The sequence below is a fragment of the Cobetia sp. 10Alg 146 genome (assembly GCF_029846385.1).
In the GTDB taxonomy this organism is placed as follows: domain Bacteria; phylum Pseudomonadota; class Gammaproteobacteria; order Pseudomonadales; family Halomonadaceae; genus Cobetia; species Cobetia marina.
This window is the reverse complement of record NZ_JARWKT010000005.1, coordinates 42,855-59,414: the sequence shown is the minus strand read 5'-3', so window position 1 is coordinate 59,414 and position 16,560 is coordinate 42,855. Positions and strand designations below refer to the sequence as shown.

The 16,560-nt window shown below is 62.3% G+C and carries 15 protein-coding genes and 1 tRNA gene; 10 read left to right on the top strand and 6 right to left on the bottom strand.

Translation table 11 applies throughout. The features are described 5' to 3' along the window. Window positions 1–4 precede the first annotated feature (4 nt). On the bottom strand, window positions 5–868 hold the full coding sequence (locus tag QD172_RS10300; RefSeq protein WP_077379895.1) for a YicC/YloC family endoribonuclease: 864 nt from the start codon (window positions 866–868) through the stop codon (window positions 5–7). A gap of 198 nt (window positions 869–1,066) precedes the next feature. On the opposite strand from QD172_RS10300, the gene rph reads away from it, so the two are divergent. Next, window positions 1,067–1,813: a ribonuclease PH gene (gene rph / locus QD172_RS10295; protein ID WP_077379897.1), complete on the top strand. Its 747-nt coding sequence runs from the start codon at window positions 1,067–1,069 to the stop codon at window positions 1,811–1,813. 133 nt (window positions 1,814–1,946) lie between these two features. Here the strand turns inward: rph and QD172_RS10290 are convergent, their stop codons facing one another. Continuing rightward, on the bottom strand, window positions 1,947–2,714 hold the full coding sequence (locus tag QD172_RS10290; protein WP_077379899.1) for an exodeoxyribonuclease III: 768 nt from the start codon (window positions 2,712–2,714) through the stop codon (window positions 1,947–1,949). Window positions 2,715–2,800: 86 nt separating this feature from the next. Between QD172_RS10290 and pyrE the strand changes: the two genes are divergently transcribed. From pyrE to rep, 4 genes are all read left to right on the top strand, one after another. After that, window positions 2,801–3,475, top strand: a complete 675-nt coding sequence (pyrE, locus tag QD172_RS10285) for an orotate phosphoribosyltransferase (RefSeq protein ID WP_279855714.1) — start codon at window positions 2,801–2,803, stop codon at window positions 3,473–3,475. 55 nt (window positions 3,476–3,530) lie between these two features. Beyond that, a complete protein-coding gene (locus QD172_RS10280) occupies window positions 3,531–4,091 on the top strand; it encodes a YfaZ family outer membrane protein (RefSeq protein ID WP_077379903.1) in 561 nt (186 codons plus the stop codon). 145 nt (window positions 4,092–4,236) lie between these two features. Further along, entirely contained in the window at window positions 4,237–4,710 is a 474-nt protein-coding gene (trmL, locus tag QD172_RS10275; RefSeq protein ID WP_279855713.1) for a tRNA (uridine(34)/cytosine(34)/5-carboxymethylaminomethyluridine(34)-2'-O)-methyltransferase TrmL, read from the top strand. Between the two features lie 75 nt (window positions 4,711–4,785). Then, window positions 4,786–6,867, top strand: coding sequence for a DNA helicase Rep (rep, locus tag QD172_RS10270; RefSeq protein WP_077379907.1), 2,082 nt, complete (start codon window positions 4,786–4,788; stop codon window positions 6,865–6,867). Window positions 6,868–6,880: 13 nt separating this feature from the next. On the opposite strand, the gene QD172_RS10265 is transcribed toward rep, so the two are convergent. Beyond that, the gene (locus QD172_RS10265; protein ID WP_279855712.1) at window positions 6,881–7,375 is read right to left on the bottom strand and encodes a c-type cytochrome; all 495 of its coding nucleotides are present in this window, start codon (window positions 7,373–7,375) and stop codon (window positions 6,881–6,883) included. Between the two features lie 145 nt (window positions 7,376–7,520). Between QD172_RS10265 and QD172_RS10260 the strand changes: the two genes are divergently transcribed. Both QD172_RS10260 and QD172_RS10255 read left to right on the top strand, forming a co-directional pair. Then, window positions 7,521–7,597: transfer RNA gene (locus QD172_RS10260), tRNA-Arg, on the top strand. Between the two features lie 194 nt (window positions 7,598–7,791). Further along, complete coding sequence (locus tag QD172_RS10255; RefSeq protein WP_218015074.1) at window positions 7,792–9,348, top strand: coniferyl aldehyde dehydrogenase; 1,557 nt, start codon at window positions 7,792–7,794, stop codon at window positions 9,346–9,348. Window positions 9,349–9,354: 6 nt separating this feature from the next. Here QD172_RS10255 and rnk read toward each other — a convergent pair whose 3' ends face one another. The 3 genes from rnk to typA form a co-directional block, all read right to left on the bottom strand. Then, a complete protein-coding gene (gene rnk / locus QD172_RS10250) occupies window positions 9,355–9,768 on the bottom strand; it encodes a nucleoside diphosphate kinase regulator (RefSeq protein ID WP_176493851.1) in 414 nt (137 codons plus the stop codon). Between the two features lie 152 nt (window positions 9,769–9,920). Then, the gene (locus QD172_RS10245; RefSeq protein WP_077379913.1) at window positions 9,921–10,811 is read right to left on the bottom strand and encodes a WYL domain-containing protein; all 891 of its coding nucleotides are present in this window, start codon (window positions 10,809–10,811) and stop codon (window positions 9,921–9,923) included. A 626-nt stretch (window positions 10,812–11,437) separates the two neighbouring features. After that, window positions 11,438–13,246, bottom strand: a complete 1,809-nt coding sequence (typA, locus tag QD172_RS10240; RefSeq protein WP_077379915.1) for a translational GTPase TypA — start codon at window positions 13,244–13,246, stop codon at window positions 11,438–11,440. 373 nt (window positions 13,247–13,619) lie between these two features. Between typA and QD172_RS10235 the strand changes: the two genes are divergently transcribed. The 3 genes from QD172_RS10235 (at window position 13,620) to QD172_RS10225 (ending at window position 16,375) form a co-directional block, all read left to right on the top strand. Next, the gene (locus tag QD172_RS10235; protein ID WP_136939534.1) at window positions 13,620–13,913 is read left to right on the top strand and encodes a hypothetical protein; all 294 of its coding nucleotides are present in this window, start codon (window positions 13,620–13,622) and stop codon (window positions 13,911–13,913) included. After that, window positions 13,906–15,312, top strand: coding sequence for a glutamate--ammonia ligase (gene glnA, locus QD172_RS10230; RefSeq protein WP_065392424.1), 1,407 nt, complete (start codon window positions 13,906–13,908; stop codon window positions 15,310–15,312). Before QD172_RS10235 ends, glnA begins: the two co-directional genes overlap by 8 nt. A gap of 421 nt (window positions 15,313–15,733) precedes the next feature. Beyond that, window positions 15,734–16,375, top strand: a complete 642-nt coding sequence (locus QD172_RS10225) for a DUF4124 domain-containing protein (protein WP_255304486.1) — start codon at window positions 15,734–15,736, stop codon at window positions 16,373–16,375. Window positions 16,376–16,560: the final 185 nt, after the last annotated feature.

Sequence of the window (16,560 nt, the reverse complement as noted above, 5' to 3'; positions counted from 1 at the left end):
GATATCACTCGATATTCTGAATCTGCTCACGCATCTGTTCGATCAGCACCTTGAGCTCGACGGCGCAGCGGGTGGTGTCGGCGACGACGGATTTGGAAGAGAGGGTGTTGGCTTCGCGGTTGAGTTCCTGCATCAGGAAGTCGAGGCGGCGGCCGATGGGGCCCTTCTGGGTGAGCTGACGACGGACTTCGCTGACGTGGGTGTCGAGGCGGTCGAGTTCTTCATCGACATCGGCCTTCTGGGCCATCAGGGTCAGTTCGGCTTCCAGGCGTTGCGGGTCGAGGGTGGCGCGGACTTCCTCGAGGCGGGCGAGCAGGGTTTCACGCTGTCGGGCGAGGATGTCCGGCATCAGGCGGCGGACTTCGGCGACGTGGCTGTCGACGCTGTCGAGGCGAGCGGTGATGAGTTCGGCGAGGCGTTCGCCTTCGCGGGCGCGGCCTTCGATGTGCTCGTCCAGCGCGCGCTTGAACAGACTCAAGGCATCGGCCTTGATGCGCTCCTGATCGGCACCTTCGCGTACCAGTACGCCGGGATAGTCGAGCAGGGCGAGGCGTGAGGGCTGAGGGGCGTCCGGGCAGTGCTGGCCGACTTCGGCGAGCACGCGACTGAGTTCGCCAAGGCGTCTGGCATCGACGGCGAGGCTGTCGGCACCGGCTTCGGCGTCAAAGCGCAGCGAGAGTTCGACCTTGCCGCGATTGAGGCGCTTGCGCAGGCCTTCGCGGAAGGCGCTTTCGAGTTCGCGCAGGCTGTCGGGCAGGCGGAAGTGCGGTTCCAGATAACGCTGATTCACCGAGCGCAGTTCCAGTGTCAGGGTGCCGTAGTCGGCTTCATGGGTCTGGCGGCTGAAGGCGGTCATGCTGTGGACCATGACGTGCTCCTGTCGGTTGGCAGTCGGGAAGAAGGGGCGGAGCATGAAGCGTCCGTGATGATTGTCTTGAAGTGTACGCTCGCCGCTCTTGAGCGCCCAGTGCTCTCGGGCGGGCGGCCCGGTGTGCGGTGAAGGTCGTCGCCCGTGGGCGTGGCGTGTAGACTCTGGCCTCCCGAAGACTGCAACAAAGGAATCCCCATGAGCGAAGCCAACGTGATCCGCCCCAGTGGCCGCACCCCGGAGCAGCCGCGCGAGATCCGCCTGACCCGTGAGTTCACTCGTCACGCCGAGGGCTCGGTGCTGGTGGAGTTCGGGGATACCCGCGTACTGTGCACCGCCTCTGTCGTGGCGGGCGTGCCGCGCTGGCTGCGCGGTTCCGGCAAGGGCTGGCTGACCGCCGAATATGGCATGCTGCCGCGGGCGACCCACACCCGCAGTGATCGTGAGGCGGCGCGTGGCAAGCAGGGTGGCCGTACGGTGGAGATCCAGCGTCTGATCGGCCGTGCGCTGCGCGCTGCGGTGGACCTCAAGAAGCTGGGCGAATACACCATCACCATCGACTGCGATGTGCTGCAGGCCGATGGCGGCACGCGTACCGCGGCGATCACCGGTGGCTGTGTGGCGCTGGTCGATGCGCTGCAGGGCCTGCAGCGTGAGCGCAAGATCAAGACGGACCCGCTGGTGAGTCTGGTCAGCGCCGTGTCCGTCGGTATCTACAAGGGCGTGCCGGTCACGGATCTCGACTATCCGGAAGACAGCAAGGCCGATACCGACATGAACGTGGTGATGGCGGAAGGCAAGGGGCTGATCGAGGTGCAGGGCACGGCCGAAGGCGCAGCCTTTGATCGCGCCGAGCTCAACGCGCTGCTGGATCTCGCCGAGCGGACCGGAGCGGAGCTGTTCGCCGCGCAGCGTGCGGCGCTGGGCATGCCCGCCGAGGCCTGAGTCCTTTTTCGGGACCCGACGGAAAACGCCCCCATCGCTTGCGCGGTGGGGGCGTTTTCGTCAGTGCCGGATGGCACATCATGCGACTGGCAGGGTGGCCCGAGGCCGAGCGCTCAAGGCGAGACGCGACGGATCACAGTTCGAGGTCGTACTCGACGATCACCGGTGCGAATTCGCTGAAGGTCGCGTCGGTATCGATCCATGCGTCCTTGATGTGACGACGCAGGTTCGGGTCGATGACCTGATAGTCCAGGCGCCAGCCTTCCTGACGGGCGCGCGGCTGGTCACTGTCCAGCGCCGGCCACCAGGAGTACTGGTGAGCCTCGCGATTGACCTCACGGAAGGCATCGATGAAGCCGATCGGGCCGAAGACCTGATCCATCCAGGCGCGCTCTTCCGGCTTGAAGCCGGGCGTCATCTGGTTGTCGGACCAGTTGGCGAGATCGACGGTCTTGTGGGCCACATGCCAGGTGCCGCAGATCATGTAATCACGACGCTTGCGGCGCAGCTTGCTGAGGTATTCCTGATACTGCTCCATGAAGGCGCCCTTGGCGTCCGGATCACTGCCGTCAGGCATCAGGAAGGAGCAGATGCTGAAGCGGTCGTAATCGGCCTGCAGGTAGCGGCCTTCGTTGTCGCACTGCTCGAAGCCCAGTCCATACATGATGGCCTTGGGAATCTGGCGGCAGTAGAGGCCTACGCCCGAGAAGCCGTCTTTCTCGGCGTCAAGGAAGTAGCCTTCATACCCTTCCGGGTAGAGGATGCTGTCGTCGAGCTCGAAGCTCTTGGCCTTGAGGTTCTGGATGCAGACGACGTCAGCGTCCTGACTGGCAAGCCAGTCGAGGAAGCCGCGGCTGACCGCTTCTCGAATACCATTGACGTTAACTGTAGCGATTTTCATACGTGGTCCCTGGTTCGTCGCGCCTGTATGATACCCGAGCTTTAGACGATTTGGTAAATGGCTAACGAATTCAAAGGTGATATCGGATGCAGGACTACCAGCGGGAGTTCATTGAGTTTGCCATCGAGCAGGACGTGCTGCGGTTTGGCGAGTTTACGCTCAAGTCCGGGCGGGTGAGCCCCTACTTCTTCAATGCTGGCCTGTTCCGCTCCGGTCAGGCGTTGGCGCGCCTGGGCCGTTTCTACGCCCGCGCCATCGTCGACTCGGGCCTGGAGGCCGACGTGCTGTTCGGCCCTGCCTACAAGGGCATCCCGCTGGGTGCCGTGACGGCCGTCGCGCTGGCCGACCACCATCAGCGCGACATGCCGTTTACCTTCAATCGCAAGGAAGCCAAGACGCATGGTGAAGGCGGCTCGCTGGTCGGCGCGCCCCTGGAAGGCCGCGTGATGATCATCGATGACGTCATCACCGCCGGTACCGCCATCGGCGAAGTGATGGAGATCATCCACGCCGAGCGTGCCATGGCGGCGGGGGTCGTGATCGCTCTGGACCGTCAGGAGCGTGCTCCGGATGGACAGGGTGGCTTGAAAGCGAACAGTGCCATCCAGGAAGTGGAAGCACGTTTCTCCATGCCCGTGGTCAGTATCGTGACGCTCGACCAGGTGCTGGAGTATCTTGAGCAATACGCACAGCAGGAACTGTCTGGGTACGCGGCAGCTATCCGCGACTATCGTGCGCAGTACGGTCTCCAGAGCGCCTGAGAGCGCTCATGACCCGCGCACATCACATTTCCCAGTCACGTAGAGAGACATGCACATGACAGCTTACCGTAACATTCTCGGCCTTTCGGCAGCTATCCTTGCCGCTAGCCTGTCCGCCCCGGCACTCGCCGGCAACGCCGATCTCAACCTCAACAGTGAAGCCGTCCAGGGCGAGCTGAACGGCGAGATCAGCAACGGCGTCCAGCTCGGCGGCGGTATCCTGTCCAGCGATGACCACGATGATGTCACCGCCGGTCACGTCCAGCTGCTGGGCACCGAGCGCACCAGCGAATACGACGTGGGCCTCGGCGCACGCTGGAGCCAGTACGACACCGACCACGGTGACGGCGGCGGTCTGGGCCTGGGCGGCTATGGCTACTACTACCTGCCGGGCGCGCCGCGCGTCTCGCTGGGTGGCTATGGCTACGTCACCCCGAACGTCGTGACCAGCGACGAGCTGGAGCACAGCTACGAGTACGGCCTGCGCGCCCGCTACCAGGTCATCGACAACGTCGAAGGCTATGTCGGCTACCGCAAGGTGAAGGCGGACTTCGACAACCGTGACGAGCGCACGCTGGATTCCGGCCCGCTGGTCGGCATGCGTCTGCAGTTCTGATTCCCGCCCTGCGCGACGGATGCGCATTGCGGTAAGATGGCGGGCCCTTCGGGGCCCGCTTTGCGTTGTCCTGGCGGGCGGTGCTGCCATGAGGGGAATGCTGGCCTGCCAACGCCCTATTTCGTCATCTGCCGCGAGTTCGCTCATGCTCGATATCGTGCTCTATCAGCCCGAGATTCCGCCCAATACCGGCAACATCATCCGCCTGTGCGCCAATACCGGCTTTCGCCTGCATCTGATCGAGCCGCTCGGGTTCGAGCTGGAGGACAAGCGCCTGCGGCGTGCCGGACTCGATTATCATGAGTGGGCACGTGTCCAGCGCCATGCCTGCCTCGATGACTTCGTCGCAACCGTGAAGCCTGCGCGGATCTTCGCGCTCTCGACGCGGGGCCGCACCGCGCCGCATGAGGCCAGCTTCCAGGCCGGGGATGCGCTGGTCTTCGGCCCCGAGACGCGCGGCCTGCCACAGGCGATGCTCGACAGTCTCCCCCGCGAGCAGGTATTGCGCCTGCCGATGCTGGCCGACAGCCGCAGCATGAATCTGTCGAATGCCGTCGCCGTCGTCGTCTACGAGAGCTGGCGTCAGCTCGACTTTGCCGGGGCCGTGCAGCTCGATTGAGTGCGCTGCCCGGTCGTGCCCGGCACCACCAGAGATGTTTCTTCGATTGATTTCCTCGCCCAGCAGGACACCGTGATGACCGAGATCCGTGATCGCCTCGCCAAGCTCAATCCCCGCCAGCAGGAAGCCGTGCGCGCCATCGATGGCCCCTGTCTGGTACTGGCAGGGGCCGGTTCCGGCAAGACCAGCGTGATCACGACCAAGATCGCCTATCTGGTGCAGGAATGCGGCATGAAGGCACGCAACATCGCCGCCGTGACCTTCACCAACAAGGCGGCGCGCGAGATGAAGGAGCGAGTCGGCAAGATGCTCAAGGGCCGCGAGGGCCACGGGCTGATCGTCTCGACCTTCCACACCCTCGGCCTGACCATCATCCGCGGCGAGCTGAAGACACTGGGCTACAAGCCGGGCTTCTCGCTGTTCGACACCGATGACGCCAAGGTGTTGATCAAGGAACTGATGCACAAGGAAGCCGACACCGACGCCGAGCAGATCAATGCGGTGCAGAGTCAGATTTCCACCTGGAAGAATGACCTCATCCTGCCCGGGGCGGCGCTGTCGCATGCCGAGGATGAAGACGCCCAGTACGCCGCGGTGATCTACGAGGCCTACAACCGGCATCTCAAGGCTTACAACGCGGTGGACTTCGATGACCTGATCCTGCTGCCGGTGGTGCTGTTCCGTGACCATCCCGAGGTGCTGGCGCGCTGGCAGCGGCGCATCCACTACATGCTGGTCGATGAGTATCAGGACACCAACATCAGCCAGTACCTGCTGGTGAAGATGCTGATGCAGGAGCGTCAGACCTTCACCGTGGTGGGGGACGATGATCAGTCCATCTACGCCTGGCGCGGCGCGCGCCCCGAGAACCTCGTCACCCTCGGCGAGGATTTCCCGCGCCTCAATCTGATCAAGCTGGAGCAGAACTATCGCTCCACCGGCATCATCCTGCGCGCGGCGAACACCCTGATCGCCAACAACCCGCACGTCTACGACAAGACGCTGTGGTCGCAGATGGGCGATGGCGACCCGATCCGCATCATCATGAATCGCAACGAAGAGGCCGAGGCCGAGCGCGTGGCGGGGGAGATCCTGACGCGGCGCATCAAGGAAGGCGCCGAGTGGCGTGATTTCGCGGTGCTCTATCGTGGCAACTTCCAGGCGCGCCTGCTGGAGCTGAAGCTGCAGCACTATCAGATTCCCTACAAGCTCTCCGGCGGCACCTCCTTCTTCGGGCGCAACGAGATCAAGGACGCGATGGCCTATCTGCGTCTGCTGATCAACCCGGCGGACGACAATGCCTTCCTGCGCATCGTCAACGTGCCGCGACGCGAAGTCGGGCCGGGCACGCTGGAGAAGCTGGCCAACTACGCCACCGGGCGTGGCGTGTCACTCTACGCCGCTTGCAGCGAGATGGGCCTGCGCGAGCAGCTCAGCGAGCGGGCGCTGGACCGCCTCGGCCGCTTCACCCACACGCTGGACCGCGTGCGCCGCGAGATGGATGCCGGTCAGTCGATCAGCGCGATCCGCGAGCTGTTTCATGAAGTGGATTACGAGGGCTGGCTGTATCAGAACGCCAGTGCCCCCAAGATCGCCGAGCGGCGCATGGCCAACGTCTGGATCCTGATCGACCAGCTGGAGAAGTCGATCAGCGGCAATCCCCAGGAGGAGGTGGAAGAGCTTGAGGGCAGCGAGGCGATGGTCGGTGACACCGAGACCGGTGATGTCGCGGCGGCCATCTCACGTCTGGTGCTGCGCGACATTCTCGAGCAGCAGGCCGAGGAGGACGATTCGGACCGTGTGCAGCTTTTGACGCTGCATGCCTCCAAGGGCCTGGAATTCCCGCACGTCTACGTGATGGGGCTGGAGGAAGACCTGTTGCCGCACCGCAACTCCATCGAGATGGAGACGGTGGAGGAGGAGCGTCGCCTCGCCTATGTCGGCATCACGCGGGCACGGCGCACGCTGGTGCTGACACTGGCCCGGCAGCGCAAGACCTATGGCGAGATGATGGACTGTGTGCCGAGTCGCTTCCTGGACGAGCTGCCCCCCGAGGATCTCGAGTGGGAAGGGCGTGCCGACAAGCCGCAGGATCAGGAGAAGAAGGTGGCCCGCGGACGGGATGCCATCGCGGGCCTGCGTTCCCTGCTCGGTTAGTCGCGCTCGAGGGTCAGCGCACGGAGTCGAGCAGATAGTCCACGGCGGCCTTCACTTCCTCATCGGACAGCGCCGGGTTGCCGCCCTTGGCCGGCATGGCATTGAAGCCTTCGATGGCATGGGTGTAGAGCGTCTCGTCGCCCTTGGCGAGACGCGCTTCCCAGTCGCCGGCCTCTCCCAGACGCGGTGCGCCGGCCGCGCCCGTGGTATGGCAGGCCATGCAGATACCGCCGTAGACCTTCTCGCCGTCGATCGCGCTGGCAGCACTGGCGGAGTCACTCTCTGCCGCCGCAGACGGCTGTTGGCCCGCTCCGGCCATGTCACCTGCGCAATTCTCACCTTTCAGGCATAGCTCACCCACCGGCTTGAGGCGCTCGGCGATGGCGTCATGCGAATTGTCCGCGGCTAGCGCCTGTGAACTGACAAGCACGCTGAACAGCATCGCGCTCAGGGAAACCGGCAGGGATGAGCGCGTGAGGAATGACGCGGATGGCTGGCGAGCTTGCATGAGGTGCACCTTTTGAAGGCTGTGTATCGAGCCAGTATAGCGCTGGCCGAGGGGGCGGCAACCGTGTGACGGGCGTGATATCTCGACAACGTAGAATCAAGACGTTACCATAAGCGCGCCTTGGTTCTCCGCAACCATGGCATGCGCGCCCATAGCTCAGCTGGATAGAGTACTGCCCTCCGAAGGCAGGGGTCGCAGGTTCAAATCCTGCTGGGCGCGCCAACGAATTCCGTCATCGGCCGATCGGCAGGATGACATCCGAGAAGCCCTCGCACCTCACGGTGCGGGGGCTTCTTGCATTCTGGCTTGCGTGGACTGTCGTGCAGACTTTCTTTGACGCCATCAAACGAGTGTTCTAAAACGGAGTGAGCCACGACGACGTCTGTCATTCTCGACAGCTCCCACCGGATACGCTCATGACGCCTGCTTCCCCTGAAGACCCCCGTGCTGTTGACGACCTGCCTGCCACCTCCGACGCTGCGACTGCCTCATCAGACCACGAGGGAGAGGCCGAGATGGCTCGCATGCGTGAGTTGCTGGACGCTCAGCGAGCAGCCTTCGCCCACGCGCCGATGCCGAGTGCCGAGGAGCGGCGTGGCTGGCTGGCAGCGCTGCGTGATGCGCTCAAGGCGCACGAGGAGGCCTTGGTCGCGGCCATCAGCCGAGATTTCGGTCATCGCAGTGCTCACGAGACACGCCTGGCGGAACTGGTACCGAGCTACGAGGGCATTCGCCATGCACGCCGTCACCTGAAGGGCTGGATGAAGCCCTCGAAGCGCCACGTCAGCGCCGCCTTCCAGCCAGCCAGTGCAAGTGTCGTCTACCAGCCACTTGGTGTGGCCGGCATCATCGTGCCGTGGAACTATCCGCTGTATCTGGCGATCGGCCCCTTGATCAGCGCGCTGAGCGCCGGCAATCGGGTGATGATCAAGATGAGCGAGTTCACGCCGGAAACCGCCGAGGCGCTGCGCGGCATGCTCGCGGATGCCTTCGAGGAAGCGCAGGTCGCGGTGGTGACCGGCGAGGCCGAGGTCGCGGCGGCCTTCTCGGCACTGCCCTTCGACCATCTGCTGTTCACCGGCAGCACGGCGGTGGGCCGGCATGTGATGCGCGCCGCGGCGGAGAATCTGACCCCCGTCACGCTGGAGCTGGGCGGCAAGTCGCCGGTGATCATGTCGCGCCAGTTGATGGCGGACGATGCGCAGCGCCGCGAGGCGGCCTCACGTCTTGCCTTCGGCAAGGGCATGAATGCCGGCCAGACCTGTGTCGCTCCGGATTACGTGCTGTGTGCGGAAGATCAGATCGAGTCGCTGGTTCAGGCGTTGGGGGAGTGCTTCCAGCGCTTCTATCCGCGCTTCGCCGAGACGCAGGATTACTCGCGCATCATCAATCAGCGTCAATACCAGCGCGTGAGGGAAGTGCTCGAGGATGCACTGGCCAAGGGTGCGACGCTCAGGCCACTGCTCGACAGCCCTGACTGGGATGACCCGGCGCTGGTCGAGAAGCGTCTGATGCCGCCGCTGGCACTGCTTGAGGTGACGGATGAGATGCGGGTGATGCAGGAGGAGATCTTCGGGCCGCTGCTGCCGATTGTCGCGCTGCCGGACGCGGCGGTGGATGAGCTGTCCGCTGCGATGGCCTACGTGAATGCGCGCCCACGCCCGCTGGCGCTTTACTACTTCGGCCACGACAAGCACGAACAGCAGCGGGTCACCGAGGGCACGCATGCAGGCGGAATGTGTCTGAACGACACCCTGCTGCATGTGGCGCAGGATGACATGCCGTTCGGCGGCATCGGGCCATCCGGCATGGGGCATTACCACGGGCGGGAAGGATTCCAGACGCTGAGCAAGGCCAAGGGCGTCTTTGCCAAGGGGCGCATGAATGGCGCGAAGCTGATGTATCCGCCCTATGCCGACGGGCCGGCAGCACGCGCCATCCATGGTCTGATCCGCCGCCTGCTGATGCGCTAGGCGGTATCAGCGGTGCAGATCGCCCGCGCTTTCCGGCTGGTAGTGGAGCGCCTCGATGCGTACCTCGTGCAGGCTGCCATCCGGCAGCCGCCACTCGATGAGGCTACCGACCCGCAGCCCCAGCAGAGCGGCTCCCAGAGGCGCCAGTACTGACAGGCCATCCTGCTGGTCTGACAGGGCGTGCGGATAGACCAACGTGCGTATCAGGGTCTGCTGGCGGGTCAGATCCGTGAACTCCACGCGGCTGTTCATGCTGACGATATCGGCGGGCACCTCGTGAGGCTCGACGATATCGCCGCGCTCCAGTTCGTCCTCAAGCTGTTCCGCCACCTGGCGGTCGGCAGCCGAGACGCGATCAATCAGGCGCTCGAGGCGTTCGGCATCCAGACGATTGATGATGATCGAGGGAAGTGTGGCCATGTGACCTCCTGTCAGGTGTGGTATCCGCGCCTTGCTGACAAGGCCTGGCGAGTTACCAAAAAAACAGCCCTCCGCCGGGTAGGCGAAGGACTGTGTGCAGAAGTCATCATATAAACTTCACTCAGCGCTGGATAGTCCTGCAAGCCATCGTTTCAGGCGCTGGAGCTGACGAACAACCAGTCGCTGATCTCGGCATGATTCAACACCACCAATTGCTGCGCACGGGGCGACTCATCCAGATAATCCGGATTGATGCCCAGCTCACGCAGCACATACTGGACGAGGGCGCCGCGAGTCGGCAGGTGAAGCTCGCCGTCGACCATGCCGTGGTCCTGTTCGATCAGGCCACGCTCATCTGGCGTCAGGCGAGGGTCTGCCCCCAGGCGCAGGGTGACCCGGGTTTCCCAGCCGTCATCGAATTCACGTTGACTGCCTTCAAGTGCCTCGCCGAACAGCTCAGGGACATCGCGGAATCGAGACAGCACGAAGTCGCGAAAAGCCCGGTTCTTCTCACAGAAGGCCCGCACATGCCAGCGACCTGCGGCATAGACCAGCGTATGTGGACACAGGATACGCTCTTCCCCCTGAGGGGAGTTCAAAGAGGCGTAGGTGACCTCCAGGCGTGCTCCCTGGCTGGCCGCTTCAATCAATGTCCGGACCACGGGCGGGCTGGCGCTGCGGGACGGCAAGCGGAGCGCCTCGGTGTTGGCCTGACCGAGTCCGAGTCCGGTGAAGTGGGGATTCAGATTGTCATGATTGCCGAGCAGCTGCAGATATTCATCCACCTCACCCCGCGTCAGCATCGGGTGAAAATTGGCGGAGGGGCGGTAGCCCTTGATCACGGGATCATATTCAAGATTGTGTTCGGCGACGGTCTCGCGATAGGTCTTCATGACGCGTGACGCCTGCTGGCGTGCTATCCCGAAGGCGTTGCCCAGATGACGTGACGTGACGCGGCCTTCCCACAGGGCGATGATCTCGATCAGACGGTAGCGTGCCAGCGTGTCCCAGGGCAGGGTTTCCAGGCGTTCCTTGATGCTCATTGATGAATCCTTTCATACGGGTCTTCTATGGCGCCGAAATGCGAGATTGCTGGAGAGGGCCCTGGCAATGGCAACGCGTGGCAGGCGTCATTGATGATCGGGAAGATGACCCGGTTCCGGGCTTCCTGTGATGGCTGAGGACTTCTTAAATGCTGGGTAGGCATGAAAAAAGCTCCGGCAGAAGATACCTGTTCGGATGCGTTGACCCCAGTGTCCGCGAAAGGCGCGACTTCATTGCGTCGCATGAAAGTGACGCATTGAAATAATCTGTTGCCATATAAACAGGTTCCAGTTTTCTATTGCGGCTTCTGGCCGTTGCGGGCAACAAGTTGGCGCATCCGAAAACCACTATCGCCGGGTGGAAGAGAGCAGCACTGCGATATGCGCAACAACAGAAGCTTGATATGACTCACATTTAAGAGGTTAGAACGCGTTAGGCCAAGGAACGGACGTTTGAGGGGGGAAACTGCCGGCCCTAATGGCGACGCACTATCTGCAATGACATGCTCGAGTATTAGGGAAGTGGCGTTGTTAACGCCTGAAACGCAAAAGACCCGCCGGGAGGCGGGTCTTTTGCGTTTCAGGCTTGCCCTCCACATGGGGTGGAGGGCTGCACGGGCAGCGTCTTACTTGCTGGCGCGCTTGCGCTCGTTCTCTTTCAGGTACTTCTTGCGGATACGGATGTGCAGCGGAGTGACTTCCACCAGCTCATCGGAATCCAGGAACTCGATCGCCTGTTCCAGAGTGAAGCGGATCGGCGGCGTCAGCACGATGTTCTCGTCGTTGCCGGTGGAGCGCATGTTATCCAGCTTCTTGGCCTTGGTCGGGTTGACGACCAGGTCGTTGGCACGGTTGTGGATACCCACCAGCATGCCTTCATAGACTTCGGTACCGTGACCGATGATCAGCTTGCCGCGCTCCTGCAGAGTGTACAGGGCGTAGGACAGTGCCTTGCCCGGCACCATGGAGATCATGACACCGTTGCGACGCTCGACGCCTGCGCCTTCCTTCAGGTCACCGTAGTGATCGAAGCGGCTGGTCAGGATGCCGGTACCGGAGGTCAGGGTCAGGAACTGGCCACGGAAGCCGATCAAACCACGTGACGGGATGATGAAGTCCAGACGCACACGACCCTTGCCATCCGGGTTCATGTTGGTCAGCTCACCCTTGCGGTAGCCCAGCTCTTCCATGATGGAGCCCTGGTGCTGCTCTTCACAGTCGATGATGACTTCTTCGTACGGCTCCTGCTTCTTGCCGTCGATTTCCTTGATGATGACTTCCGGGCGGCCCACGGCCAGCTCGAAGCCTTCACGACGCATGGATTCGATCAGCACGGAGAGGTGCAGCTCACCACGGCCGGAAACGACGAATTTCTCCGGCGTCTCACCCTGTTCGACGCGCAGGGCGACGTTGTGGATCAGTTCCTGATCCAGACGCTCACGGATGTTGCGGCTGGTGACGAACTTGCCGTCCTGACCGGCGAACGGAGAGTCATTGACCTGGAAGGTCATGGAGACGGTCGGCTCATCGACGGTCAGCGGCGGCAGCGCTTCGACGGTCGCGGTGTCGCAGATGGTGTCGGAGATCGCGAGGTTCTCGATACCGGTGATGCAGACGATGTCGCCGGCGGTCGCCTTGTCGGTCTGCACGCGGTCCAGACCCATGTGGGTCATGACCTGGCCGATCTTGCCCTTGCGGACAGCGCCTTCCTTGGTGACGATGGAAACCTGCTGGCCCGGGCTGACGGAACCGCGCTTGATGCGGCCCAGACCGATGACGCCGACGTAGCTGTTGTAGTCCAGTGCGGAGATCTGCATCTGGAACGGACCGTCCAGCTCGACCTTAGGCGGCTCGACGATGTCGACGATGGACTGGAACATCGGGTCCATGGTGTCTTGCAGGTCTTCCGGATCCATGCCGGCAATGCCGTTGAGGGCAGAGCAGTAGATGATCGGGAAGTCGAGCTGCTCGTCGGTCGCGCCCAGGTTGTCGAACAGATCGAAGATCTGGTCGACGACCCAGTCAGGACGAGAGCCCGGACGGTCGATCTTGTTGACGACGACGATCGGCTTCAGACCCTGGGCGAATGCCTTCTGGGTCACGAAGCGAGTCTGCGGCATCGGGCCATCGACAGCATCGACCAGCAGCAGCACGGAATCGACCATGGACATCACGCGCTCGACTTCGCCACCGAAGTCAGCGTGCCCAGGGGTATCCACGATGTTGATGTGGTAATCGTTCCACTGGATCGCGGTGTTCTTCGCGAGAATGGTGATGCCGCGCTCTTTTTCCTGGTCGTTGGAATCCATGATGCGTTCCTGACCCTCGGCCTTGCGGTCCAGGGTGCCAGACTGACTCAGGAGCTTGTCGACCAGGGTAGTTTTACCGTGGTCAACGTGGGCGATGATGGCTATGTTGCGAAGTTTCTCGATCACGACGGGAACCTGTGCGGAAAATGGGCGCTCGCGTACCGGGCGCTTGTGATTTGGGGCGCATTATAGGGGGCATGGCATGCCTCCTGCCAGCATCGTGCATTCACGAGGCGGGTCAGTGAGGGCCATGGATTGGCCTGAAGTGCCCAAATGATTGTCTCTCAAGTCTTTTCCGCGCGCTTGTGACAGATGAAAAAAAACTTGTGGCCAGGGGCTGCCATGACGATCACGAGCGAAAAAGACCGTCATCGACAGCGAGTTCTCTCGAATTGACGCGGCCAGCGTGAGGCTGATGTGACCGGTCAGATCGGCCTGATGGCTCGCTGTGCACCATATTGGTGCCAAGGCATTTTTTGATGCACCAATATGATAATTCGTGCCTGCGCAATCCTCTTTTCTGCACCTTGTGGGGTCATGTTTCTCGCTGCAAAATCCAGCATGTCATCTTTGGGTGCATGTATTTCTTCATTGTTTTCAGTTAGTTATTGTTGTTGATGTTCTGGTGTGCTTCATTCTGGCACGCTCGATGCATTATCAGGTCATCCTCTTCATGGCTGGCATCCATTGGCTGACCATGAGAAAAAAGACAGACAACGAAAGACCTGAACAGACAACGCTGACACCAACTGCAACCGAGCCGCCGGCTCCATCGGAGAATTACCATGGCTGAGAAGACACTTGCCCTGATTGAAGAACACGAAGTCAAGTGGGTTGATCTGCGCTTCACCGACACCAAGGGCAAGGAGCAGCACGTCTCCATCCCGGCGCGCACGGTTGACGAAGAATTCTTCGAGAATGGTCAGATGTTCGATGGTTCTTCTATCGAAGGTTGGAAGGGCATCAACGAGTCCGACATGATCCTGATGCCGGATGACGGCACTGCCTTCCTTGACCCGTTCACCGAAGACACCACTCTGGTGCTGCGCTGTGACGTCATCGAGCCGGCCACCATGCAGGGCTATGAGCGCGACCCGCGTTCCGTCGCCAAGCGTGCCGAGGAATATCTGAAGTCCACCGGTCTGGGCGATACTGCCTTCTTTGGTCCGGAGCCGGAATTCTTCATCTTCGATGAAGTGCACTGGAAGAACGAGATGAACGGCGCGATGTTCAAGATCTCTTCCGAAGAAGGTGCATGGGCGACCGATTCCACGCCGGAAGGCGGCAACCTGGGTCACCGTCCGCGTCTGAAGGGCGGCTACTTCCCGGTCCCGCCGATCGATAGCTTCCACGATATCCGTGCTGCCATGTGCAACACCCTGGAAGCCATCGGTCAGGAAGTCGAAGTTCACCACCACGAAGTGGCGAACGCCGGCCAGAACGAGATCGGTGTCAAGTTCAACACCCTGGTCAAGAAGGCCGATGAGGTTCAGGAACTCAAGTACGTGATCCACAACGTGGCGCACGCTTACGGCAAGTCCGCGACCTTCATGCCCAAGCCGCTGGTCGGTGACAACGGTTCCGGCATGCACGTTCACCAGTCCTTCTGGAAGGATGGCGACAACCAGTTCGCCGGTGACGAGTACGCGGGTCTGTCCGAAATGGCCCTCTACTACATTGGCGGCATCATCAAGCACGCTCGTGCGCTGAACGCCTTCACCAATGCGTCCACCAACTCCTACAAGCGTCTGGTGCCGGGCTTCGAAGCCCCGGTCATGCTGGCCTACTCTGCCCGCAACCGTTCCGCTTCCATCCGTATCCCGTACACCGCCAGCCCGAAAGGCAAGCGTGTCGAGGCTCGCTTCCCGGATCCGACGGCCAACCCGTACCTGGCGTTCTCCGCGATGCTGATGGCCGGTATCGACGGCATCAAGAACAAGATCCACCCGGGCGATGCCATGGACAAGAACCTCTACGACCTGCCGGCCGAAGAAGCCAAGTCCATCCCGACCGTGGCCGAGAGCCTCGAACAGGCACTGACCGCGCTGGACGGCGATCGTGAGTTCCTGACCCAGGGTGGCGTCTTCACTGACGACATGATCGATGCCTACCTCGAGCTGAAGGGCGAAGACATCCAGCGCCTGCGCATGGCGACTCACCCGCTCGAATTCGACATGTACTACAGCGTCTGATCTACCGACGGCGCATGTCGCTCACGGCCCCGCCCGGAGCAGTCTGAGCGCGGGGCATGCGTGAGGCGAGACACACAGGGTCATACCGACAGGTATGGCCCTGTTCTCGTTTCTGAGACATGTGCTCCAAGAGCTGACTCCCGGCTGTCCAGGACCCGCGACCCGTCGCGGAAAGTCGCGTCGCAACAAGCAGGGCTGGTATCAACGCGGGAAGCTTTGTAACTTGGCAGCAGGATATGTCACTTCTGGCACGCTGGCTGGTAGCGTTCGAGTGAGTGACACGACTGGCAGGAGCGGATGCGCGCTTCTGGCTTCCCATGACTTCTTCAGGAATTCCCGGATGTGGCCCTTCACTTCTTCTTCGCGTGGCATTGGTTCAGTGGGTGACAGCAGGTCCTTGCCGGTCAAGGGAATGCGGCGGATGGCTCGCCTGCCGGGCATGACGACGCTCGGTCTCTGCCTGTCAGCGGTGCTGGCCCTGAGCAGCGTCTCGGCGGAGCTCGAGGCGGCTCAGGTCTACCGGCACGTGGATGCCAACGGCAACGTGGTGTTCAGTGATCAGCCGGCGGGCGGCAGCAAGGTCAAGCTGACGCCGCTGAGTGTGGTGCCTTCCACCGAGTCTGCTCCCTCGCGCGCGCCTGCTTCGCGTGGCGTGTCATCTTCCCCATCCGAGACCGCTTCCCGTAGCCGACCCTCCGCGCCTGCCGTGGATGTCAGCTTCCGTGGCTATACCCGCTTCTTCATCCAGAGCCCGAGCAATGAAGAGACGCTGCCCACGGGGCAGGCCGGCAACCTGGCGGTGCGCCTGGCCATCGAGCCGCAGCTGCGTCCCGAGCACAAGGTACGCGTGACCGTGGATGGCGCGCCGTCGCAATCGGCCATGAACAGCAGTGTCTTCATGGTGCCGGGGCTCGAGCGTGGCAAGCACGTCATCCAGGCGGAGCTGCTGGATGCCTCCGGACGAGTGCGCCAGACCACCGAGCCCCGAGTGGTCTACGTGCAACGCGCCAGCGTCAATCTCCCGCGCAATCCCAACAACCCGGCCAATGCCGGGGGTGGCTGAGAGACGGGGGTGACAGCCCTCCTGGCTTGCGAACGACACGTGACTCGCGCGCCAGGTCATCAGGCCACCTTCGGGTGGCCTTTTTTGTCGCCAGGTCTGGCAACGGTATCGCCCGCGATGCAGCAGCACGCCCGCTGATGAGCAGGTCTGCTGCATCGGGTTGGCAGTGCGATCCTTTGGTGCAC